General features: G+C 50.5%; 27 protein-coding genes. 11 read left to right on the top strand and 16 right to left on the bottom strand.

Annotation, left to right across the window (positions count from 1 at the left end; genetic code table 11):
• Nucleotides 1-11 precede the first annotated feature (11 nt).
• The 3 genes from HKT17_RS07445 to HKT17_RS07450 form a co-directional block, all read right to left on the bottom strand.
• Entirely contained in the window at nt 12-1,637 is a 1,626-nt protein-coding gene (locus tag HKT17_RS07445) for a methyl-accepting chemotaxis protein (protein ID WP_171098998.1), read from the bottom strand.
• Between the two features lie 103 nt (nt 1,638-1,740).
• Nucleotides 1,741-1,875 carry a hypothetical protein gene (locus tag HKT17_RS15695; protein WP_008249188.1) on the bottom strand — a complete coding sequence of 45 codons (135 nt, stop codon included), beginning with the start codon at nt 1,873-1,875 and terminating at the stop codon, nt 1,741-1,743.
• A 323-nt stretch (nt 1,876-2,198) separates the two neighbouring features.
• Entirely contained in the window at nt 2,199-3,233 is a 1,035-nt protein-coding gene (locus HKT17_RS07450) for a DNA-binding protein (protein WP_371815432.1), read from the bottom strand.
• Between the two features lie 95 nt (nt 3,234-3,328).
• On the opposite strand from HKT17_RS07450, the gene HKT17_RS07455 reads away from it, so the two are divergent.
• Nucleotides 3,329-4,510 (top strand): tyrosine-type recombinase/integrase, encoded by a 1,182-nt coding sequence (locus HKT17_RS07455; RefSeq protein ID WP_171099002.1) that lies wholly within the window; start codon nt 3,329-3,331, stop codon nt 4,508-4,510.
• Here HKT17_RS07455 and HKT17_RS07460 read toward each other — a convergent pair whose 3' ends face one another.
• Nucleotides 4,511-4,717 (bottom strand): helix-turn-helix domain-containing protein, encoded by a 207-nt coding sequence (locus HKT17_RS07460; RefSeq protein WP_008249195.1) that lies wholly within the window; start codon nt 4,715-4,717, stop codon nt 4,511-4,513.
• 132 nt (nt 4,718-4,849) lie between these two features.
• Here HKT17_RS07460 and HKT17_RS07465 point away from each other — a divergent pair, with 132 nt between their 5' ends.
• From HKT17_RS07465 to HKT17_RS07475, 3 genes are all read left to right on the top strand, one after another.
• Nucleotides 4,850-5,434, top strand: coding sequence for a VspR family transcription factor (locus HKT17_RS07465; RefSeq protein WP_503559544.1), 585 nt, complete (start codon nt 4,850-4,852; stop codon nt 5,432-5,434).
• A complete protein-coding gene (locus tag HKT17_RS07470; protein WP_171099006.1) occupies nt 5,431-6,825 on the top strand; it encodes a DEAD/DEAH box helicase in 1,395 nt (464 codons plus the stop codon). The genes HKT17_RS07465 and HKT17_RS07470 overlap by 4 nt, the downstream gene beginning before the upstream one ends.
• A 127-nt stretch (nt 6,826-6,952) precedes the next feature.
• Nucleotides 6,953-7,678 carry a hypothetical protein gene (locus tag HKT17_RS07475; protein ID WP_171099010.1) on the top strand — a complete coding sequence of 242 codons (726 nt, stop codon included), beginning with the start codon at nt 6,953-6,955 and terminating at the stop codon, nt 7,676-7,678.
• Between the two features lie 429 nt (nt 7,679-8,107).
• Here HKT17_RS07475 and lspA read toward each other — a convergent pair whose 3' ends face one another.
• Both lspA and HKT17_RS07485 read right to left on the bottom strand, forming a co-directional pair.
• On the bottom strand, nt 8,108-8,590 hold the full coding sequence (gene lspA / locus HKT17_RS07480; protein ID WP_171099011.1) for a signal peptidase II: 483 nt from the start codon (nt 8,588-8,590) through the stop codon (nt 8,108-8,110).
• Nucleotides 8,587-9,639, bottom strand: coding sequence for a cation transporter (locus HKT17_RS07485; protein ID WP_240605711.1), 1,053 nt, complete (start codon nt 9,637-9,639; stop codon nt 8,587-8,589). Before HKT17_RS07485 ends, lspA begins: the two co-directional genes overlap by 4 nt.
• Before the next feature lie 70 nt (nt 9,640-9,709).
• On the opposite strand from HKT17_RS07485, the gene HKT17_RS07490 reads away from it, so the two are divergent.
• A complete protein-coding gene (locus HKT17_RS07490; RefSeq protein WP_171099013.1) occupies nt 9,710-10,132 on the top strand; it encodes a MerR family transcriptional regulator in 423 nt (140 codons plus the stop codon).
• 333 nt (nt 10,133-10,465) lie between these two features.
• Entirely contained in the window at nt 10,466-10,852 is a 387-nt protein-coding gene (locus HKT17_RS07495) for a transposase (RefSeq protein WP_171099015.1), read from the top strand.
• 69 nt (nt 10,853-10,921) lie between these two features.
• Here HKT17_RS07495 and merR read toward each other — a convergent pair whose 3' ends face one another.
• Nucleotides 10,922-11,356 (bottom strand): mercury resistance transcriptional regulator MerR, encoded by a 435-nt coding sequence (gene merR / locus HKT17_RS07500; RefSeq protein ID WP_005303925.1) that lies wholly within the window; start codon nt 11,354-11,356, stop codon nt 10,922-10,924.
• A 71-nt stretch (nt 11,357-11,427) separates the two neighbouring features.
• On the opposite strand from merR, the gene merT reads away from it, so the two are divergent.
• The 5 genes from merT to HKT17_RS07525 all read left to right on the top strand — a co-directional run bounded on the left by merT (nt 11,428) and on the right by HKT17_RS07525 (nt 15,061).
• On the top strand, nt 11,428-11,778 hold the full coding sequence (gene merT / locus HKT17_RS07505) for a mercuric ion transporter MerT (protein ID WP_171099017.1): 351 nt from the start codon (nt 11,428-11,430) through the stop codon (nt 11,776-11,778).
• 13 nt (nt 11,779-11,791) lie between these two features.
• Entirely contained in the window at nt 11,792-12,070 is a 279-nt protein-coding gene (gene merP, locus HKT17_RS07510; protein WP_171099019.1) for a mercury resistance system periplasmic binding protein MerP, read from the top strand.
• A 187-nt stretch (nt 12,071-12,257) separates the two neighbouring features.
• A complete protein-coding gene (gene merA, locus HKT17_RS07515; protein WP_171099021.1) occupies nt 12,258-13,967 on the top strand; it encodes a mercury(II) reductase in 1,710 nt (569 codons plus the stop codon).
• Nucleotides 13,968-14,002: 35 nt separating this feature from the next.
• Nucleotides 14,003-14,656, top strand: coding sequence for a phenylmercury resistance protein MerG (gene merG, locus HKT17_RS07520; protein ID WP_171099023.1), 654 nt, complete (start codon nt 14,003-14,005; stop codon nt 14,654-14,656).
• 84 nt (nt 14,657-14,740) lie between these two features.
• Nucleotides 14,741-15,061, top strand: coding sequence for a hypothetical protein (locus tag HKT17_RS07525; RefSeq protein WP_171099025.1), 321 nt, complete (start codon nt 14,741-14,743; stop codon nt 15,059-15,061).
• An 8-nt stretch (nt 15,062-15,069) separates the two neighbouring features.
• On the opposite strand, the gene HKT17_RS07530 is transcribed toward HKT17_RS07525, so the two are convergent.
• The 9 genes from HKT17_RS07530 to HKT17_RS07570 all read right to left on the bottom strand — a co-directional run bounded on the left by HKT17_RS07530 (nt 15,070) and on the right by HKT17_RS07570 (nt 21,550).
• Nucleotides 15,070-16,062, bottom strand: coding sequence for a patatin-like phospholipase family protein (locus HKT17_RS07530; RefSeq protein ID WP_146106689.1), 993 nt, complete (start codon nt 16,060-16,062; stop codon nt 15,070-15,072).
• A gap of 15 nt (nt 16,063-16,077) precedes the next feature.
• Nucleotides 16,078-16,440 carry a copper-binding protein gene (locus tag HKT17_RS07535; protein ID WP_008249211.1) on the bottom strand — a complete coding sequence of 121 codons (363 nt, stop codon included), beginning with the start codon at nt 16,438-16,440 and terminating at the stop codon, nt 16,078-16,080.
• Between the two features lie 40 nt (nt 16,441-16,480).
• Nucleotides 16,481-17,011 (bottom strand): DUF411 domain-containing protein, encoded by a 531-nt coding sequence (locus HKT17_RS07540; protein ID WP_008249212.1) that lies wholly within the window; start codon nt 17,009-17,011, stop codon nt 16,481-16,483.
• Nucleotides 17,008-17,535, bottom strand: coding sequence for a cupredoxin domain-containing protein (locus tag HKT17_RS07545; protein ID WP_171099028.1), 528 nt, complete (start codon nt 17,533-17,535; stop codon nt 17,008-17,010). The genes HKT17_RS07540 and HKT17_RS07545 overlap by 4 nt, the downstream gene beginning before the upstream one ends.
• A 10-nt stretch (nt 17,536-17,545) precedes the next feature.
• Nucleotides 17,546-18,961 (bottom strand): multicopper oxidase family protein, encoded by a 1,416-nt coding sequence (locus HKT17_RS07550; protein ID WP_040512439.1) that lies wholly within the window; start codon nt 18,959-18,961, stop codon nt 17,546-17,548.
• A gap of 19 nt (nt 18,962-18,980) precedes the next feature.
• Nucleotides 18,981-20,396, bottom strand: coding sequence for a TolC family protein (locus HKT17_RS07555; protein ID WP_171099030.1), 1,416 nt, complete (start codon nt 20,394-20,396; stop codon nt 18,981-18,983).
• Entirely contained in the window at nt 20,396-20,722 is a 327-nt protein-coding gene (locus HKT17_RS07560) for a hypothetical protein (RefSeq protein WP_171099032.1), read from the bottom strand. Before HKT17_RS07560 ends, HKT17_RS07555 begins: the two co-directional genes overlap by 1 nt.
• A gap of 53 nt (nt 20,723-20,775) precedes the next feature.
• Nucleotides 20,776-21,156: a hypothetical protein gene (locus HKT17_RS07565; RefSeq protein ID WP_171099034.1), complete on the bottom strand. Its 381-nt coding sequence runs from the start codon at nt 21,154-21,156 to the stop codon at nt 20,776-20,778.
• 64 nt (nt 21,157-21,220) lie between these two features.
• Nucleotides 21,221-21,550 (bottom strand): hypothetical protein, encoded by a 330-nt coding sequence (locus tag HKT17_RS07570; protein WP_159572550.1) that lies wholly within the window; start codon nt 21,548-21,550, stop codon nt 21,221-21,223.
• Nucleotides 21,551-21,657 lie beyond the last annotated feature (107 nt).

Below are 21,657 nucleotides of genomic sequence, written 5' to 3' on the forward strand. Positions count from 1 at the left end.
TTGGAAATTGCCTAAAGGCTTGCCTCAAAATGTTTAACCAAGGTGCGCAAGTCGCCCGAAGTTGAGGCCAGCTGTTTTGCAGCACTGTCCAAATCGTTAATCGCAGCCACGTTGCTCTCGGTCAGGGCACTCATGCGCTCCATGCTGTTGGCCACTTCAAGCGAGGCCTGTGACTGCTGTTCCAGCATGGCTGAAATGTCCTTGGCTGATTGGGCAACACCACGACTGGCCACCTTGATGGCTTGCAGGCTTTCGCCCGCTTCCAGAATCAAGGTGGTGCCAATATTGACCTCCTCGACAGCCCGGCCCATGGTTTCAAGGCCCTTGTTCGTGCCGCTTTGAACTTCTTGTACTGTGGCAGAAATTTCCGTGGTCGATTGTCGAGTCATTTCAGCAAGTTTGCGCACTTCGTCGGCCACCACAGCGAATCCGCGGCCTGATTCACCGGCTCTGGCTGCCTCAATGGCAGCATTCAGTGCCAGCAGGTTGGTTTTCTCGGCAATCTCGGTAATGGTGCGGGTCACGTTGCTGATCTTCACCACAGCGCGGTTCAATTCTTCAATGTTCTGTTTTGCATCCTGCACTACCTGTGCCACTTTCTGAGTAGCTTGGGTGGACTTGTCCATGCTCTGTGCGCCTGTGTCCACTACATCCATGGCGTTTTTGGCATGCGCCGAACTCTTGCCCGTGGCTTCAGAAATTTCCGAAACAGACACCGAGAGTTCCTCCAGCGCCGAAGCAACACCGTTGATGCCGTCGGACTGCTGTCTCGAGCGGTTCATTAAGTTAATGGCCAACTGGCTGAGGTGCTCCGCATTGTTTTTTACTTCCGATGAGCTGGAAATGACGTCTGCAATAATGGCGCGCAGGTTCACTTGCATGCTCTTGAAGGCGGTGTGCACCTTGTTGAATTCGCGTGTGCTGGACTCTGGAATTTCATGCTTGAAATTGCCTTCTGCCAAGGCGCGCATGGCGTGCAGCATTGAGTTGTTGGTGTGTTCAACACGGCCTTTCAGCCACATCAAACCCAAGGCCGCAGCTACAAATGACGCAGCAGCGCTGCCATAGCTGAGGGCAGGGATGTTGAACATGGAAAGCAGGGCGATGATTACTGGCAAAAAACCGACGATTGCCAAATCAACAATGAATGGGCGCCCTTTTGCAGGCTTTGTGAATGGAAAGCTGGCGCTGCCGGCGTTGATTGCCTTGTACAAGGCCTCGGCTTCCCCTTTTTGGGTGTCGCTGGGCTTGGAGCGCACCGACATATAACCAATTTTTTCCCCGTTTTGCGTCAGCGGCGTGACGTAAGCATCAACCCAATAGTAGCCACCGTCCTTGCAGCGGTTCTTCACCAGACCTTTCCATGGTTCATCCCGGCGGGCTGTGTCCCAAAGGTCTTTGAATGCGTCGCGAGGCATGTCGGGGTGGCGAACCACGTTGTGAGGCTGACCCAGCAGCTCTTCAAGTGTAAAACCGGAAATTTCGACAAAGGCAGGGTTGGCGTAGGTAATGCGACCTTTCAAATCTGTTTTGGTCACAATTGGAATTCGGGGGTCCAGCAGGCGCTCTACAGCGGTTGTAGGGGCGGCCATTCTGGCATTGCGGCCTTTGAGATCGTTTTGGGCTGTTGCTGACATGAAGGTTCCATACCGTAGGGGTCGATTTACCTTCACATCATACGAACACTGAGGTTTGATGAAGACCCGCAACAAAGGCCCAAATCAACCTCAATTTGGGGGTTTACATATTTTGACCAACCACAATTACTTTGGATTGAAAGCCCTGGATAATGTCCTGACCAGCAGCAACAGCTTCGATGGGCCAGTCGGGATACACGGCGCAAACCACAAAAGCGAAGAACATGAATTTGTACATAAGAATAGCCTCAGATAAAAGTGAACCAACCTATGTACTTTTTCGGCGATTACTGACTGGAGAGCATCGCCAGTATTGGTGGGGGTCACTCTGGGTAACCCTTTTTATGTTTAATCTATTTGTCGCATAATTTGTATTATGTAAACTTTAATATTTTTGCAAGTTCTTCCACAGAAGCAAAGCGACTGTTCTATTAAAGTTGTAACGATTTTTTGCCTAAATTTGTAAAGTGATGTACTTTTCGCTTAATTTTGTAAAGAAGCATTACTTCTAGGCAACATTCCACACTACTCCAACCGCCAAATCTATGCAAACTTCAGAAATCAATCATGAATCTGCTTCATGGTTTTCCTGCGGCTATTTTTTGGATGTGTGATGTTCTGTTTTGCACTGAGTTGTTCTAGTTGAGCTTTAAGCTGGCCGTTTATCCTGGTTTGTTCTTCATAGCTGATGCGGATCGTTTGAAGATTTGCGGTGGTCATTTCAAGTTTTGTCTTTGCTGCGCTTAAATCTCGCCTAGATTCTTCAAGCTCCGATGCGAGTTCAAGGAGTTTGTCGTCCCGTTGTCTTAATTCATCCTCTCGGAGTTTCAGGGCGTTCGTGGCATCCTTGATTGCTTTATTTGCTGCTTGTCGTTCTCTTTCAATCTCCATTAATGCCCGGTTTTCGTGGTCTTTCAATCTGGCCAATCCCTGTTCGTGCTCCTGTGACATTCTGTGGCTTTCAGCAATAAAGTCGTGTCTGGCTTTATCTAGTTGTTTTTTCAACTCCTCACACTGATCTGTGGCGATTGCGAGTCGGTTCGATTCCAGCGAAAGTTTGGTTTTACCCTCACCAATCTCCTTTTGCATCTCCGATACATGAATGTCTTTCTCAGCGAGGATTTGCGCCATTTCATCGATGCGAGACTCCAAAGCTTGATTTTTGTTGTCCAGTTGTTCGATCTGCTGAGTGAAACGATTTAATTCCCTTTGGTGCTGTTCATTTTGTTCACGAGCCGTTGCGGAGCTAATTTGAGAGGCGATTCGCCAAGTCTCCTTTAGCGCTTCTGTGAACGTCGTTTTCAGCGATTCTGGCATTTCTGGAATCTCCAGTTCTATTCTGCCCTTCTCTTTTTGCTGTGCTAAAAATTCCTGTATTGCTTTACCTGGCGTTGACATGCTCCCTTTCCTAACCAACGCATAGAGTCTGGTTGGTGTCGGCATTATTCCATGTTGATAAAAAAGGATTGCACACGTTTTCTTGTAAATTTCCAGTGTGGACAAGCCTTGGTTCATCAATTCAAGGATTAGCTGACGGATTTCATCATCAGAGTTTACATCGTTCATTTGCTTGTACAGAGATTGGCTAAGAGTCATATATTATTACATAATACGTAATGTCATTACTAATTTATTGATTATTTTTGACATTACACTTATAATGTCAATGTATTTGTTCATCCGAGGTTATTTTGAGTTTTGAGCTTATTCCCAGTGCGTTTTCAAAGAATCCAGCATTCCAAATCAGTGCGTTTGATGGTTCTACTGGAGTAAATCGCGCCTCCGGTTCGCGTCAAATCGCTGCAAACCGGGATGTAGATGCTATTTCTGCATGGCTAATGCAATTTCAAACCTCAAAAAGTACATTTGACAGTTATCGCAAGGAGGCCGAGCGGCTACTGTTGTGGTCCGTTTTGCAGCTTTCCAAACCACTTTCCTCACTCGTGTATGAAGATCTTCAGGCCTATAGGCAATTCTTGTTAGACCCACAGCCTGTAGACTTTTGGGTGTCTACACCAGGACGTCGATTTGGGCGCAACGATCCACGGTGGCGTCCCTTTGCTGGGCCTTTGTCAGCAAGTAGTCAAAGGCAGACCTTGGTAATCCTTAATTCGATGTTTAGTTGGATGGTTGAGTCCGGGTATTTGGTGGGTAACCCGCTTGCTTTGGGCAAGCGCAGATCGTCGAGTTCGCCCAAAACTGTTACACGCTATCTTGATCCTATTCTATGGCTTGAGGTGAAGGCTTTTATTCTTGAATTGAGATCAACTGATCTGCCCAGGTACCATCGCTTGAGGTGGTTGTTTTCACTGTTTTACCTAGGTGGTTTGCGGATTTCAGAGGTTTCACAGGGTTGTATGGGGGACTTTTATTTCCGAAGAGCCCCAGACGGTAACGATTTGTGGTGGCTAAGGGTTGTTGGTAAGGGCAATAAAGAGAGACAAATTCCTATTTCAGGAGAGTTTCTTGATGAGTTGTTGCTGTATCGATCTTATGTTCAGGTGTCTGGTCTTCCGAGTGTAGGGGAGCAAGTTCCGCTGTTTGGTTCAGCCCGTAATTTTCGGATTAGGGTTGGTAGATCTTCCATACATGGGACTGTGACTGATTTGTTTGCAGATGTTGCGGCCAAGTTGCGCATGCAAGGAGATATGCACGCTGTACGTCGTGCATCTCAGCTTGAATCGGCTTCAGCCCATTGGCTTCGCCATACCGCTGGCTCTCACATGGCAAATTCAGGCGTTGATTTGAGAGTGATTCGGGACAATCTGGGGCATGCGTCAATCAGCACAACCTCTATTTATTTGCACACCGACGATGATCAGCGTCACGCCGATACTTCAACGGCTCACCGCGTTGCTTGGTCAAATTCATGACTACGGCAACAACTCTTTGATGTCGCATCCGAGGGTGGCTGCAAGTTTGTAGGCTTTTTCAAGGGTGATACGCACCTCTCCCCTTTCAATCCTTCCCATATAGCTGCGATCAATTTCTGCTCTCAGTGCCAATTCATCTTGAGAAAGTCCCCTTAGTTTTCTGGCTGCGCGTACTTTGCTGCCGAATATTTTTGCCACGTCTTGCATAGTTGCCTCTCTAGAGGCAAGAACTATCCAAATTTGCGGCTTTAATAGCCACGGATTATAATCCGTTCTTTCTCAAAACCCCCTTTTTTCAGTTGCCAGTAGCCAGGGGGGAAATGACACCGATGGAGCATCATGACAAGAAGTCTTTCACCCGAGTTTTATTCAGTTCTGATTGAGGGGAATTTGAACAATTTCACAGTCATGGAATTGAGAGACGCGATCATTCGTGAATGTAAAGATGAAACAGATATGACCTTGCGTGACTATCACAAACGTGCGTACCGCGTGGTTCTAAGGCTTCTAACCGCAGGTTTGCTTGAAAAAAGCAAAGACATTTCTGAATTTGCTCGCTACAAGAAAACCCCTCTTTTCGTAGCCTCAGTGTTTAAGCAAAGAGTGACAGTTGATCGAGGGCCCAAACAGCCCAGGCAACCCAAGCAGCCCACGCAAGTCGAGCATGGGGCCCCCAGTTGGCCGGTCAAAGATCCCTGCATTCGAGACGAATTGGATCAATTGGTAAAAACTTATCAGGTCGATTTGCTGTCTTCGATCGGTGAATCCGAGGAGTATCTGCGCTTGCACCAAACCTATCCGCAGCTTAAAGCCAAGCTCGAGCCTCATTACCTTAAGTCCAGGGATGTCAGTTCAAAAATACTCGGAAAGATTCGCGCCATTGAAAGCGTGCTTGCTGGCATGCCGAAAGATCCCGTTTCATGAAGCTGCGTCGATGGCAATCCAACTGTCTTACGGGTGCTTTGAACTGGTTCAAAACTCAGTCACATTTCATGTGCTTGGCAACGCCTGGGTCGGGTAAAACCCGGCTATCCGCAGAACTGGCTAAAAGTCTGCTCCAAGCAAATAAAATCGATTTTGTATTGACCTTTGCACCATCAATTGAAGTTGCACAAAACACCTCAAATACTTTCACCAATGTGCTTGGACGTCGATTTGACGGGCAAATTGGTGCAATAGGCGGCGCTTACACTTACCAAAGTTTGTTATTCATTCAAGCGGATTTTTGGCAGATATTCGATTCCCATCGTGTTTTAGTGGTCTTGGATGAGGTTCATCATTGTGCTGGCAGCGATCTTTCAAACTCAAATTCCTGGGGGGAACAGGTTTTGCTGAGAATTCAAAGTAAAGCCACTTTCAGTATTGCACTTAGTGGTACGCCTTGGCGAAGTGATGACTTGCCAATCGTACTTGCCAAATACACGGATCCTGAAGGCAAGGTTCGCTGTGATTATGAGTATGGTTTGGCCGAGGCAATCCACGATGGAGTTTGCCGAAATCCAAAGCTGGTCCTCATTGATCACGATCGTATTCTCTTGACGAATCAACAAAGCGGAATCCAGTCGTTCGAATCCTTTGCCGAGTTACTGAGCTCGAATGGCATTACCTATGACCAACTCATTCAAAATCCTCAGGCTGTTCATTTCATGCTGAATCGTGGGTGTCAAAAACTTAAGGAAATTCGCCTTACAAACCCCAATGCGGCTGGTCTTGTTGTGGCTCGATCGGTTGAGCATGCACACGTTATTGCCGCTGAGCTTTCAAATACATTCGCGCAGTCCGTGAAAGTGGTCACCTACAGAGATCACGATGCTTCGAAAACGATCGATGCATTTAGGTACTCTAATGAACAATGGATTGTTAGCGTTGGGATGATTAGCGAGGGTACTGATATTCCAAGGTTGCAAGTGTGTTGCCACCTCAGTATTGTCAAAACGGAAATGCATTTCCGACAGGTTCTGGGTCGAATATTGCGTATGACCAATGATGTCGATAAAGATGGTTGGATGTTTGTTTTTGCTGAGCCAACTCTAGTCGAATTTGCAAATGAGCTTCACCATGAAATCCCGGAGTCTCGTGTTGTTCAATTTGATGGTTCTCGTCCACGTATAGGCGCCGAACAGAGGATTGGCAGGACTTTTGATGCTTCAACAAAGCTCAACGACTATTCGGAAATTCGCTGCAATGATGATCTGCACCTAACGCTTCAACCAGAGATTTTCGATTCAGAACAAACGAGGTACTCCCGTACTCGGTTGGAATGGGCTGGTCAGTTTAGAGAGCAGATCATTGCAACATTCAATTCATCATTTTAGGGGTGGTCATGTTTTTTGTGTTGGTGAAATCGATACCTCTTTGTGCACCCTCGCCTTCTGTTGATACGTCGATGATCTGTCGGCATGTTATTTTTACGTGAATTTTCCGTTTTGAACGAGGTGTGGATTGGGCACTGTTGCACGTATAAATGAAGGTGACTGGAGTGACGGTACCTCATTGTGGCGGTATATGGACATCTATGGATTTCTGAGTCTCCTTACCGGACAAAAACTGAAGTTTACGAATCTTTCTGAATTTGAAGACGGTTTTGAAGGCCGCATGCCCTTTAACAATTCAGCAACTCTGAATATTGACTTTTCCGACGACAGCAAATGTTTCTCGAGATCTATCGACGAAGTTGTTGCCCTTACGGAAAATCTAGAAAGTATCCGCAAAAGAACATGGGTGACGAGCTGGCAGCAATCTGACGATGAGTGCTCCTTGATGTGGCGAGTTTACGGTAGCAGACAAAACGGAGTTGCTTTAAAAACTACTGCTGGTAATTTGATTGCTGCACTTGATCCGACCAATGACTACATTGTTGGTCCGGTTAAATATATCAATTACATCCTCGATAGAGTCTCCGATGAGCAAAACTTTTTCTTTACGTTTCACAAGCAGCAAGGTTACTTCGCTGAGCAGGAATTCCGCATCGCTTTAACCGAATCCCATGAAAGTTTTGATGACAATCCTCAGCTCATTCAGTTTGATTTGAACAAGGCCTTGGAAAAGATAGTGCTCTCTCCATGGGCAGAGAAATGGCAGTTAGATGCGTTAAAAGAAGTACTGAGATCTTTCATGTTGGATCCCAACCTGATCGGATATTCATCGATATTGAGAGTTGGGAAATGATTTTTAATTGAGGGCTGACTCTCATTGTTGCCCGTAACATCTCCAGTTCTTTGATTCTAAATCAAGATTCGAATGAGGGCTCGACAATTGACCCGGTCAAATTGAACCGTTTGTTTGAATCCCTTCTTTCGCGCTGAAGAGGTACGGAGCGACACTGGGAGCAATCACGGGCTAGGCCTGCCTATTGTGGCAGCCATTGCGAAACTACATGGTGGTGAGCCACAACGTAAGCCCCTAGCAAACCCGTCTTGATTAGTTGGCGTGTTTCCAGTTATGCGGCAGCAGTTCGTTGATCCGACTGTACGGCTGCGTGGACAGTCGGTCCATCACGCCCTTCAAATACTCCAGCGGGTTAGCCCCGCATTCCGCTGAGCTGTTACCAGACTTGCCTGTAGTACAGGCGAATTAACATATCAGACATGAGAGAATCTACTGCGCTGTAGTGATAGCCCTCTGCTTGAAACCCGACAATATCAATAAGCCAGCACCAATGACAATCCACACATCGGCCAAATTAAAGGCCGGCCAGTGCCAATGATTGACATAAAAGTCGAGCCAGTCGACCACAGCACCCCGAACAATTCTGTCGACGAGATTACCCACCGCACCGCCCAAGATCAGGGAATAGGCAGTCGCCTCAATGGGCCTTGGTTTCCGAACAATCAGAACTACCAGAAATACAGACGCGAAAGCTGCAATGCCGGCAAGAAATAACCTTTGCCAACCTGCCTGATCAGCCAAAAAACTGAACGCGGCACCGGGATTGAGAACATGAACCAAATTGAAATTCTCGGCAACTGGCATTGAGTTGTGTAGAGGCAACCAAATTTCAATCACTGCTTTGGATGCCTGGTCCAACACTGCAAATAGCGTTGCAAAGGCGATCCAGTACCAAGGACGGAGGATCTTCATTTGAGCTGCAGGATGCGACGCGCACCGTTTAAAACGATCACACCAATGATGGTGCCAATAACAAGGTCCGGGTAAGGAGAAGCAGTAAACATTACCAGGGCACCGGCCACTATAACGCCGAGATTGGCAACCACATCGTTCGCGGAAAATATATAACTCGCTTTCATATGAACGCCGTCTTCGCGTTTGCCTGATATCAGAAGCAAACAGCTCACGTTAGCAATCAAGGCTATGACGCCCATTCCGATCATCAGGATGGACTCTGGTTCACTACCATACACAAAGCGCCGGGCAACCTCAGTCAAGGCCCCGACGGCCAAGAGTAGCTGCAACCAGCCCGCGAGATGCGCGGCGCGAGACTTCATGCTTGCCGCACGTCCCACAGCATAAAGTGCCAAACCATACACAGCAGCATCGGCGAACATGTCAAGAGAGTCGGCGATCAAGCCAGTCGATTGAGCGATTAGGCCCGTCGTCAACTCAATCACAAACATGAAAGCGTTAATACCGAGCAAAAGGCGCAAAGTACGCGCCTGGGCGGCATCATCAATCGCAGCGGTAGAGGCAGGCGAGGAAGTTGCCTGCTTAGACTCTCGTAAAATAGCTCCAAGCTTAAGCGATTCGAGCTTTTGCAACAACTCATTGGGCGAGCCATTGTGGGTTGCTTTAACGACCCGGTTGCTTAAATCGAACGACAGCGATTGCACGCCGGGCACATCCTGGACGGCCATTCGAATCAGATTCTCTTCGGAGGCGCAATCCATCTTCGGTACGGAAAAGACACTCACCAGCAAGCCTGCCTCAACATTTACGCTCAACGGTTGAGTATCCAGTAAAATTGTACCTAGGTTGAGTGGCTGCAGGCGTTCCAGCAAGCGATTAGGTTCTCCCTGATGCCGGGCCTTGAGTTCTCGTCGGGACAGATCGAAGTGCAGCGACTCGATATTATCAATACTACTTAATGCCATGCGAATCAGGTTTTCTTCCGAAGGGCAATCCATCTTCGGTATAGAAAAGGTGCTCTCTTGATGATTGTTTTCAGTGGTCATGTGGCGACTTAAGAATTCAGGATATAACGATGCTAAACCCTATAGTTAGTATAAAGTCAATGGAGGCGGGATGAAGATCGGAGATTTAGCAAAAGCCGCCGGTTGCCAGCCCGTAACGATCCGCTTTTATGAGCGAAAGGGCCTGTTGGGCAACGCAACAAGAACCGAATCAAACTACAGGGTCTATGGTTTGCAAGCTCTAGAGCGACTGGCTTTCATTCGCAACTGCCGGGCATTGGGGTTGACATTGCGGGAAATCGCCAGACTCATCGCGATCCAAGACGATGCTGGCACGCCATGTCATGAAGTCAACGACTGCTTGGACAAGCACTTAGCTGACGCGCGCCTTCAAATGCAGAAACTGAAATTGCTGGAAAAGGATCTCACTCGGCTGCGTAACCGATGCTTAAATCCCGGTATGTCAGCCGAATGTGGCGTATTAAGCGAGCTGACAGCAAAAAGTCAGATGGTAGCGCTTCGCACCCGAATTTAAGTGGTGTTTCAGGTCGAGAAAACAGGATAAACGCGGTCCATCGCTTGGCCCAAGTTCATTAAAGGCGAAACCACTCCAACAGCGCACTTGCAAACATTTTGCGTCAAACCTTCAAACTAGATTTGCGAATATGAGCCGACTGATCTTCATCATTGAATCCAACCTTGTCTGGTTTGTGATTGGAATTGCATTACTGGGGTTATTGGTCCCAGCATCGGGCCAGTTTCTGGAGCCCGCAATCGGACTAATGCGTAAGCCCCCAGCAAACCCATCTTGTTTTGAGTTGCTAGTTTTTGGTTAACTCTACTCCACTAATTTTTTGGTGGAGTAGTCATGACTGAGTTGGTTGTTAAACGCGGACGATCCCGACGCACACACAGTGCGCAGTTCAAACAAGAGGCTGTTGATCAGTGCACCAGGCCAGGCATGTCACTGGCCAATGTGGCCAGGCAGCATGAGTTACACCCCAGTTTGCTGGCACGTTGGGTCAAAGAGCGAACCGAGCCAGCAAGAATGACAATGTCATCGCAGTCTTCATTGGTGCCCCAGTTTGTTCCTCTGCATGTCGAGTCAGCACAGCGTGCCGAACTGCCGAGATCAACAACGTTGTCGAGCAAGATCGAAGCCAATATTGATCGCGCAGATCTGCGCATCGCATTCAAAGTCGATCCATCGCAAATGGTTGAACTGGGCCAGGTACTGCGCGAGGTGTTGCGTTGATCCGTGTGGACGCAATCTGGATGAGCACCGCACCATGGGGGCACCTCAGAAAACGGAAAATAAAGCACGCTAAGGCATAGCTGACCTTGCCAGGCCTGCTTCGCCCTGTAGTGACGCGATCAACGGGCAGGAAACATTCCCCTTTCGTGCATGGCAGGCGCACACGAGTTCAGACAGCACGGTTTCCATGCGCGCCAAGTCGGCCATCTTCTCGCGCACGTCCTTGAGCTTGTGTTCGGCCAGGCTGCTGGCCTCCTCGCAGTGGGTGCCATCGTCGAGCCGCAACAGCTCGGCAATCTCGTCCAGACTGAACCCCAGCCGCTGTGCCGATTTCACGAATTTCACCCGAACCACGTCCGCCTCCCCATAGCGGCGGATGCTGCCGTAAGGCTTGTCCGGTTCCGGCAACAGGCCCTTGCGCTGATAGAAGCGGATTGTCTCCACGTTGACCCCGGCCGCCTTGGCAAAAACGCCAATGGTCAGGTTTTCCAAATTATTTTCCATATCGCTTGACTCCGTACATGAGTACGGAAGTAAGGTTACGCTATCCAATCCAAATTCAAAAGGGCCAACGTATGTCTGAACCACAAAACGGGCGCGGTGCGCTCTTCGCCGGCGGGCTGGCCGCCATTCTTGCATCGACCTGCTGCCTGGGGCCGCTAGTACTGGTCGGCTTGGGCTTCTCCGGTGCTTGGATCGGCAACCTGACGGTGCTGGAACCCTATCGACCGTTGTTCATCGGCGCGGCGCTAGTGGCGCTGTTCTTCGCCTGGAAGCGGATTTACCGGCCCGTGCAGGCATGCAAGCCAGGTGAGGTCTGCGCGATTCCGCAGGTGCGCGCCACCTACAAGCTGATTTTCTGGATCGTGGCCGTGCTGGTCCTGGTCGCGCTTGGATTTCCCTATGTCGTTCCATTTTTCTATTAACCAGGAGTTCATCATGAAGAAACTGTTTGCCTCCCTTGCCCTTGCCGCCACCTTCGCTGCCCCTGCTTGGGCCGCCACACAGACGGTCACCTTGACCGTTCCCGGCATGACCTGCGCAACTTGCCCGATCACCGTGAAGAAGGCACTGAGCAAGGTAGAGGGCGTTAGCAAGATCGAGGTCGACTACGCAACCAAGCTGGCTGTTGTGACGTTCGACGATGCGAAAACCAGCGTCCAGGCGCTGAGCAAGGCGACGACGGACGTAGGCTACCCGTCTGAACTGAAGAAATAAGGCAGCAAATGACGGCAGCGTCGCCAGAACCTAGGTAGAGATGCCGGTCTGGCGATTCTACTGGCCGTCATTGCGTGCACAGCCTGTAAATGACCCACCGAGCCTGTTCGCTGATGCGAAAGACTGTTCCACTTACCGAGGCGTCGTACCAGTCGCCGTGGGCAGAATGGATAAAAGAGAGAGCAAAATGCAAGAGTTAAACAAAGTTGGTCTGAGCGTGGCGGGAATGACCTGCCCAAGTTGCACAAAGCACGTTGAGGACGCCCTGCTGGCAGTTCCTAGCGTGACAGCAGCGTCCGTCGACTATCCTACGAACAGGGCGCAGATCACGGGCAATAGGCTTGACATGTCGGCACTCGTGACGGCAGTGGGGGCACTTGGTTATCGTGCTATGCCTGCAGACGAAGTCGAAAGCAAAGGGAGCAGTACCGAACGGCCGGGACTTCTTGGCAGAGCCGCCCAGTGGCTGAGCGGCGACCGACCGGTGGAAAAGCCAGCCGGTCAGCTCCATGTGGCGATTATCGGTACCGGTGGCGCCGCTGTGGCAGCTGCGCTGAAAGCGGCTGAAAACGGTGCCCGGGTCACGCTGATCGAGCGGGGAGCCATCGGCGGCACCTGCGTCAACGTGGGCTGCGTTCCTTCCAAGATCATGATTCGGGCAGCGCATATCGCTCATCTGCGCCGTGAAAGTCCCTTTGACGTGGGGCTGTCGGCGGCGGCGCCAGTCGTCTTGCGTGACCATCTGCTTGCGCAGCAACAGGCTCGCGTGGACGAGCTGCGTCATGCCAAGTATGAAAGCATCCTCGAAAGCAATCCGTCAATCAATCTGGTACGAGGCAGCGCCCGCTTCAAGGATGGCCAAACGCTTATCGTGGAAGCGGCAGAAGGCGGCACACGCGAAGTGGCGTTCGATCGCTGTCTCATTGCAACTGGCGCGAGCGCAGCCATTCCGCCGCTGCCCGGTCTTGCAGAAACCCCTTATTGGACTTCTACAGAAGCTCTGGTTAGCGAGACCATTCCGAAACGGCTCGCAGTGATCGGTGCCTCAGTAGTTGCACTGGAACTGGCACAGGCGTTTGCACGGCTGGGCAGCGAAGTCACGATCCTGGCGCGGCGCACCTTGTTTGCGAGCGAAGACCCTGTCATTGGCGAGGCCGTGACCGCTGCCTTCCGCGCGGAAGGCATCACGGTGCTGACGCAGACGCAAGCAAGTGCCGTGGCCTATTCCGACCGCCAATTCATCCTTACGACACCGCAGGGAGAGTTGCGCGCGGATCAATTGCTCGTCGCTACAGGCCGCTCACCGAATACCACGAGCCTGGATCTTGAACGAGCTGGTGTGGCGCGCGACTCGCAACATCGCATCGTGATCGACCAGGGAATGCGAACGAGTGCACCGAACATCTATGCAGCTGGCGATTGCACCGACCAACCGCAGTACGTCTACGTTGCAGCCGCCGCTGGCACCCGAGCCGGTATCAACATGACAGGCGGCGACGCAACGCTCGATCTCGACGCTATGCCGGCAGTCGTGTTCACCGATCCGCAAGTTGCCACGGTTGGCTACAGTGAAGCAGAGGCGCAGCGCATCGGCCTGCAAACCGACAGTCGTACCCTCACGCTCGACAACGTGCCGCGCGCACTCGCCAACTTCGACACGCGCGGGTTTATCAAGCTTGTCGCTGAAGTTGGATCTGGACGCATTCTTGGGGTTCAGGCTGTGACACCGGAAGCAGGCGAGATCATCCAGACTGCCGCAATTGCGATCCGTGCCCGCATGACCGTCCAAGATCTCGCCAACCAACTTTTCCCCTACCTCACCATGGTTGAGGGTCTCAAACTGGTGGCGCAGACTTTCTCGAAAGATGTGACACAGCTATCGTGCTGTGCCGGCTAAACCAGAGACACGAAAACAGCGACAGAGGAGCTTTTATGTTTTGCGACATCAGACTGACAGCACGTTGCGCACGTGCTTCCTTAACAATCCTGCTGGCGAGTACTGCAGCATTTGGCTTGTCAAACAATGCGCTGGCGGCTTATGACTTTTCAAAGCTGGGAACAGCGATCGAGACATTGTCGCCGGAGACCGTCGATGACTGGGAAAAGAAAGCCAAGGCTGGCGATGCCATGGCGCAGAACATCATGGGTCTCGCCTACAAATGCGGCATGGGCGTGAAGCAAGACCACGCGGCGTCCATCAAGTGGTTCCACAGGGCGGCCGAGCAGGGTGAAGCTGATGCGCAGTTCAACCTGGGGCGCCTCTACGGAAGCGAAGTCGACGGTATGTATAAGAATGGGCGTGCGGCTCCTGCCAACGATGCACAAGCGTTCAAGTGGTATCGCCTCTCTGCCGAGCAAGGGCATACTCAGGCGCAAGTCAGGCTGGCTCAGCTGTTTGTAAAGGGGGGCGGTGAGGTCGCGCGCGACCAAGTTCAGGCCTACAAGTGGATGAGTCTGGCAGCAGCGTCGGGAGAACCGACGGCAGCAAAAGCCATTGCCGACTATGCGGGTCGAATGAAACCCGAACAGGTACAGCAAGCGCAATTGATGGCCCAGGACTGGAAACGCCGGCAAAGCGCAAGATGACTTGCTGCCTTGGGATGCGCGGCATGTAACCGCCAAGTGTGTGGTGATGCCGCGTAACTGTTGTTTGGATGTCGGAGGTCAAACATGGACAAGACTATTTATTCCAAAAAGATTGCTGAAAGCCTCTCATCTGGCAATCATCCAGAGGAGTTCGCAACCCTTATTGTTACGCTCCTTCGTCAGCTTGTGCTGGGAAGGCCTGTTTCACTCGTAGCGCTCGACGCCGCGCTCGGTTGGCCTGCGCAGAGAGTTGCAACCGTACTTAAGCAGGCGCCCGGTACCGAATATGACGAACAGGGCAATATCCTTGGCCTTGGTCTAACACTTCGCGAAACCCCTCACGTTTTTGAGGTGGAGGGGCGCCGCTTAAGGGTTGGTGTTAATTCGCCGCCAACCCGTGCATAATTAACAAATCACTTCAGCAGTTTTTCAGCTTTCCGAAGTTTTTCTTTGGCTTCCAAATAACCTGTTTTAAATACCCAATGACGATCATTCAAACCCAGTTGACCAACATTGGTTAACTGAGGGGCGATGATCATTGTCGCCTGTAACATCTCCAGTTCTTTGATTCTAAAACTCGATATCAAAAAGGTTTGAAACATCAAATCGGTAAGCGTAGAGACCTCAGCAAGCTCGGGGGGATACACCACGTCTACGGCAAGAATTGGAAGATCACTCAAGCGTTTTGCCGGAACTATCGGCAGTGGAGAACTGGCCTGACCATCGATGTAAAGACGGCCATTAATGGAAGGTGGCGTGAAGATACCTGGAATTGTTGAAGATGCCCGCACTGCCTGGGCGACATCACCTGCATTAAAGACCACGGGACGACCTGTTTGGAGGTCTGTGGCCACTATGGCAATTGGTTTCGGGAGATCTTCAAATGTTTGAATGCCGAAATCCCTGCGCAATTGCCGTTCAAGAAACTGACCCGAAAAAACTCCAGCCTCGCCCTTTAAAACTGGCTGTCCCAGATTCGGTAACACGGGTACAAACAGATCACTGTTATTTAGTGATTCTGCACGTTGCATCATTTGATCGGCTGTATAGCCCAAGCCCCAGTACGCAGCCACGACAGCACCCGCACTGGTGCCAATCACCATTCGGGGCTCAAGCCCCAATTCCTCCAGGGCTTTAAGAACTCCGATGTGGGCAAAGCCACGAACCCCTCCACCGGAGAGAACCAAAATAAAGCCCTCCTCCATTTTCTGTGTGCGGGTAGCACGCTCGGCGCTAAACCAAGGTTCCTTCTTTACTGTAACCGTTGGTTTGTGACTTTCCGGATGAACAAAATTTCCGACTGTTTGACAGGCGCAAAGCACCATTGCGGAACCCAGCAAACTCAACATCAATCCCAATTTACCCACAATGACCGATCCATTGGGAAATCCAGGTTTACTTTGCAATGGTGCTTCTCCTGATTACTGTTTCTTCTCGATGTGGGTGATGTTCATGTTTTGATCCACAGCAAAGAGAACATTGTCGCCCTTATTCAGGCCTTCCAGTTGCGCCGCCTCTTTGGCCGAGAAAACCATAGTCATAGGTGGCATTTGAAGGTTCTTGATTTCGCCATGCTTCAAGGTGACCTTACCAGTCTTCGGATCAATTTTTTTCACCTCGCCCTGCGTCATTTCCATGGTCTCGGACTGCTTCATCTGCATACCTTCCATGGACTTTTGCTCACCGGCTTTACTTGAATGGGAACCGTGATCTCCTCCGGCAAAGACCGAAGTCGAAATTGACAGCGCAACGATTGAAGCAAGTTTGATTAAATGGGTTTTCATGATTTTTTTCCTTTCAGTTTTTGTTAAGTCGGGTGTTTTTTCAAAATTGATCTTGATAGGTTTTCACTTCCGCATAAACAGAAGCGCTCCCATCCTTCTTCAGGAGTAATACCTGATACGGCATGAATTTGTTGCCATATTCCATGCCAGGAGAGCCAACTGGCATCGCTGGAACGGACAGGCCAAGTGAATCCTCGGGTGTTTCGTTCAGAAATTCCCTTATGTACTTGGCTGGAACATGGCCTTCAAACACAAAGCCATTCGCCGATACTCCTGTGTGACAGGATTGGTAATTGTTTTCGATACCGAACTGCGCCTTAATGCTGTCTAGGTCTTCGTGATTCGAATACTTCACGGAAAACCCCGATTTTTCCAAGTGTTTAATCCATTCGCCGCAGCAACCGCAGGTCGCTGTTTTGTGTACATGAATGGGTAAAACTTGATTGGCATCAGATTCTGTTGCAGCCACTGAGACTTTCTCAACAGTTGAGAAAGTCTCAGGTTTGATGGCAGCAAAAACACCCAATGCCAAAATTGCAGTTGCAATACCAACAAAAGCAATTCGCTTCACTTTTCAGCTCCAGAGGATTTGGCTACGCGCAGTGGTCCGCGCATACCTGCATCAAAGTGGCCTGCAATCAAGCAGGCAAACTCAAACTCGCCACTTCGGTTGAAAGTCCACACCATCTCAGTGGTTTTGCCCGGAGCCACATGTGCCATATAGGGCTCTTCATGCTCCATGTTTGGAAACTTCTTCATTAAGTCTGCATGCTCCAGGTTCTTGTCTTTTGTCCCCAGAACAAACTCATGCATCAGTTTTCCCTCATTCTTGACAACAAACTTCACAGTTTCACCTTCCTTGAACTGCAACGAGGATGGCTCAAAGCGCATGCTGTCGGACATTACGACTTTGACAGTGCGGTCTATCTTGGTCGGAGTGCCGGCAATGCCCCAGTCGGTTTGCTCAAAAACTGGTTGTGCATTGGAAGCTGACTTTTTGTGCTCTTGAGTACCGTGCGCCAATACGGCCACGGGCAATAAAAGCCCAGCACCAAGCAGCAGCGATAGAGAATGATTTGCGAACGATTTTTTCATGGTTGACTCCTTAGTGGCCCGAATGGCCTTGAGGTTTTCTGACCTTCAACTCGATTGTTTCCTGAGGTCGATTACTGGATTTCATGGCGGGCTTTCCCGCCTTGTCGGATGTTACGGGCTTGGGCATGTCTGGGCCTTCGTATTCAAAAGCCACGGTTTTGCTAGGATGTTTGTACCAACCGGGGTCTGAATAATCCCCAGGCTTTTGGTCTTTGCGCACTTTCAACATACTGAACATGCCGCCCATTTCCACTGAGCCAAACGGGCCATCGCCTGTCATCATGGGGATGGTGTTATCTGGAATCGGCATCGTCATCTCAGTCATATCGGCCATACCCCGTTCACCCATCACCATGTATTCGGGAACGAGCCCTCGGGCTTTTTTCGTTATTCCCCGGTGATCCACGCCGATCATGGTGGGAAGGTCGTGTCCCATCGCGTTCATCGTGTGGTGGCTTTTGTGGCAATGAAAGGCCCAGTCGCCTTCCTCATTGGCTAGAAAATCAATCTGCCGCATTTGCCCAACGGCGATGTCGGTAGTCACTTCGGGCCAACGGCTGCCTTTGGGTGTTGGGCCGCCGTCGGTGCCGCTCACCTCGAATTCATGGCCGTGCAGATGAATGGGGTGATTGGTCATGGTCAAGTTACCAATTCGTATCCGAACCTTGTCGTTTTTTCGAACACACAAGGGCGAAATTCCGGGAAACACGCGGCTGTTCCACGTCCACAAATTAAAATCGAGCATCGTCATGATCTTTGGTGTGTACGCACCAGGATCAATGTCGTAGGCATTCAGCAGAAAACAGAAATCTCGGTCCACGTTATCAATCAAGGGATGTTTGTTTTTGGGGTGAGTCACCCAAAAACCCATCATGCCCATGGCCATTTGCACCATCTCATCGGCATGCGGGTGGTACATGAAGGTACCGGGACGCTTGGCCTCGAACTCATACACAAAGGTTTTGCCGGAAGGAATGGCCGGCTGGTTCAGGCCTGCAACACCGTCCATGCCATTGGGCAGGCGCTGGCCATGCCAGTGCACGCTGGTGTGCTCGGGTAGTTTGTTCGTCACAAAAATACGCACGCGATCACCTTCCACCACTTCAATGGTGGGGCCTGGGCTTTGTCCGTTGTAGCCCCAAAGGTGAGCGACCATACCTGGTGCCATCTCACGCACCACGGGTTCCGCCACAAGGTGGAACTCCTTCACGCCATTGTTCATGCGCCAAGGCAAGGTCCAACCATTCAAGGTGACCACTGGGTTATAGGGGCGCCCAGTGTTGGGGGTCAAAGGGTCCATGGTGTCCGGCGAGGTTTGAATGACGGGCTCGGGCAGCGCGGCCATGGCCACTTTGCTGACACTGGCTGCCGCCACTGCGCCACCGGCCATGCCGGCAAACTTGAAAAAATCTCTTCTGGAATTCATTGCTCTTACTCCAAATTTCTTAATGACCAGCAGCAGCTTCAGCCGCTGGGCTCTGGGCACCCATGGAAAGCTTCACATTGCTTGGACTGCCAATCAATGCAGCATCCAAGGCCAGTTGAGCTCGCAGAAAGTTCGCCGATGCATCAATGGATGATTCAATCGACCGAACCTGATTGCGACTGTCGGCCAGCAGTTCGAAAGTACCAATCAACATGCCGTTGTAACGCAATGTGTTTTGCTCGGCCAAGGTATCGAGCATGGGAACCACCTCGGTTTGGTAGTGCTTGGCAATGTCATAAGCTGTGCGGTAATTGGTGTAACTTTCCCGCAGGTTTGAATCAACATTCCTCATGACCGCCTCAAGCGTGTTGGCCTTGGCCAGTAACTCGGCAGAAAACGCGTCACGCCGCAAGCCACCCCAATCGAACAGGGGCAATCGAATGTCCAGTTCATATCCCTTTGGGTTGGTTTTGGAGCCGGAGTCTCTGTCAAATACAGAATCGCGGCGAATCCCAGCCTCAATGTCTACAAAGGAGCTCACGGTTTCAGCACCAGACACTTTCAGCGCCGCGTCGTAAGCTTGCTTGGCCATTTGAACATCCAGCCGCGAGGTGGCCTGTTTGGACACTTCTTCAGGCTTTTTCACAGTAGCGGGCAAGTCTGGCAAGCGATCTGGAAGTTTTAGCTCCTCAAATTGCTGTGCGTCCAGCCCAAGCACGCGAACCAGTTTTTCCCGGGTAGATGTAGCCTCCTGACGTGCCATGGCCAAGCCAAGCGCAGCATCGGAATAAAACATTTGCTGACGAATGCGTTGAATAATCGTGAAGTTACCCACTTCTTCCATGCGTTTGGCCAATTCAGCACTGGCTTGAGCATTCTCGAATACTTGCTCCGCATATTGCTGTTTTTGCAAAGCGACCACTGCATCGACCCAAGCTGAGCGCGCTTGAGCCACTTGCCCAATTACATCGCCAGCCAACTGCAGTTGAGCTCGCTCAATTCGAAAAGTTGCAGCCTGTTGACGCCAGGGAAGCGTGACCAGATCGAGCAAACCAAAACTGAACAATCGTCCAATTTCAAGTTCATCCCCAACTGTTATTCGTTCGAAATTGAAAATTGGATTGGGAATTCGACCCGATTGGGCAGCCAACGCAGACTCGCTATAGCCCCGAGCCAGCAAAGCCTGGAATTCAGGACTGTTCACTAACATCAGTTCAACTGTCGAATTCAAGTTCAGTGGTTTTTTCAACAGCGCATCTGCCTGCCCTCGCAGCTGCTTGCGCTGCTCATCATTCAGAGCAAGAACCACTTTCTTGTCGGTCATGGACGCTGTGGTTTCATTCAGCTTGGCCATGGATTGATCCATGTTGACAGTGGCGCAACCAGTCAAACCTGCAATCGCCAAGGCCATTGCCGTGTATCTCAAGGTTTTCATCAATGCCCCCCTTGGTGAGCTTCACCGGGGTTCATGGGCTTTTTCATCTTGCTCATGTCATGCCCCATGCCGCTATCCTGCATGGGTTGCTGGTCTTCACCATCTTTCAGGTAAGGCTCACGGGCGTAATATTGCCAGCCACCAATTTTCTCTACATTCTGATTGGCCCCCACCCAATCACGGTCGCCTTCTTTGGGCTTCCATGCTGAGTAGTTCTCAAAAGCTGATTGATATTCAATCTGCAAACCTTCCGACTGGGCGTTTGCAAATCCTGTGCTTGCTGCGAGAATTGAACCCGCTAACAACAACTGCATAACCGTACGCATACACGTACCTCCACCAAATGAATTGAAATCATTAAACGAAATTCAGGATTGGCTTAGGCCAGGATGGGCGGTCGGTAAGGCAGCGCCAGGTCGGTACTGGGCAGGATTGAAGAGAAAGGAACGGAGATGAGAAGGTTGGATTGGATCAAACCAACTTGAACAACTGGAAGGTCGAGCTTGGCTTTGTAAATGGCATCACAACTGCAACAGGGCCTTTCATTGGACTCTTGTTCGTCCGAAACAGCATGGTGGGCAGTTTGGTCTGACATGTGCTCGATGCAATGCTCGGACGAAAGTGATGAAGGATCCGACTCATCCGAGGTTTGCTTGAAGGAACCGGTATGACATCCGACCATGACCGCAAACGCCGTACCCTGAAAAATAACAGAGGCGGCGATTACAAACATCAACAGTGATTTGATCACTTTGGTCATGGTTGTGCGGTCTGGTGATTGTTCAAAAGAATAACATCGCTTTCGCAGATGTCAAACCTTGCCTTTAGTTCGAATTAGCCAAACGACGCTCTTCTACAGTTTGGCTTTGCAATTCACGCAACACCTCTTGGCGGGTTTTTCCAGACCTAGAGTTGCCCCAATCACCGTGTGTGGTCCCATCACCGCTGGCTTCAGAACCAATAATGTTTGCGCTGTAGCCGCGAAATCCCTTGCTGGCGTGTGACGCAGATTTCGCTGGATCTTTGTATCCCAGATGGGGTTCATACACCGCATCGCCTTTGCCGGGGTGGAAGGCAGCATCTGCAAGGACCAATGAAGGTGCAGTAATGGCGAAGGTGGTAATCAGAACAGCGGCAATTTTAATATTTTTCATGATGATCTCCTGATTGATTCGAATTGGAGGGTTGTTTTTCTAGACCCATGCCCTTAGTCTAGTCAGGGGCACCTGTCAGCTACCTTCCCGGTACATTACAAATATGT

Origin of the sequence: Limnobacter sp. SAORIC-580 (assembly GCF_013004065.1) — a bacterium.
GTDB lineage: Bacteria > Pseudomonadota > Gammaproteobacteria > Burkholderiales > Burkholderiaceae_B > Limnobacter > Limnobacter profundi.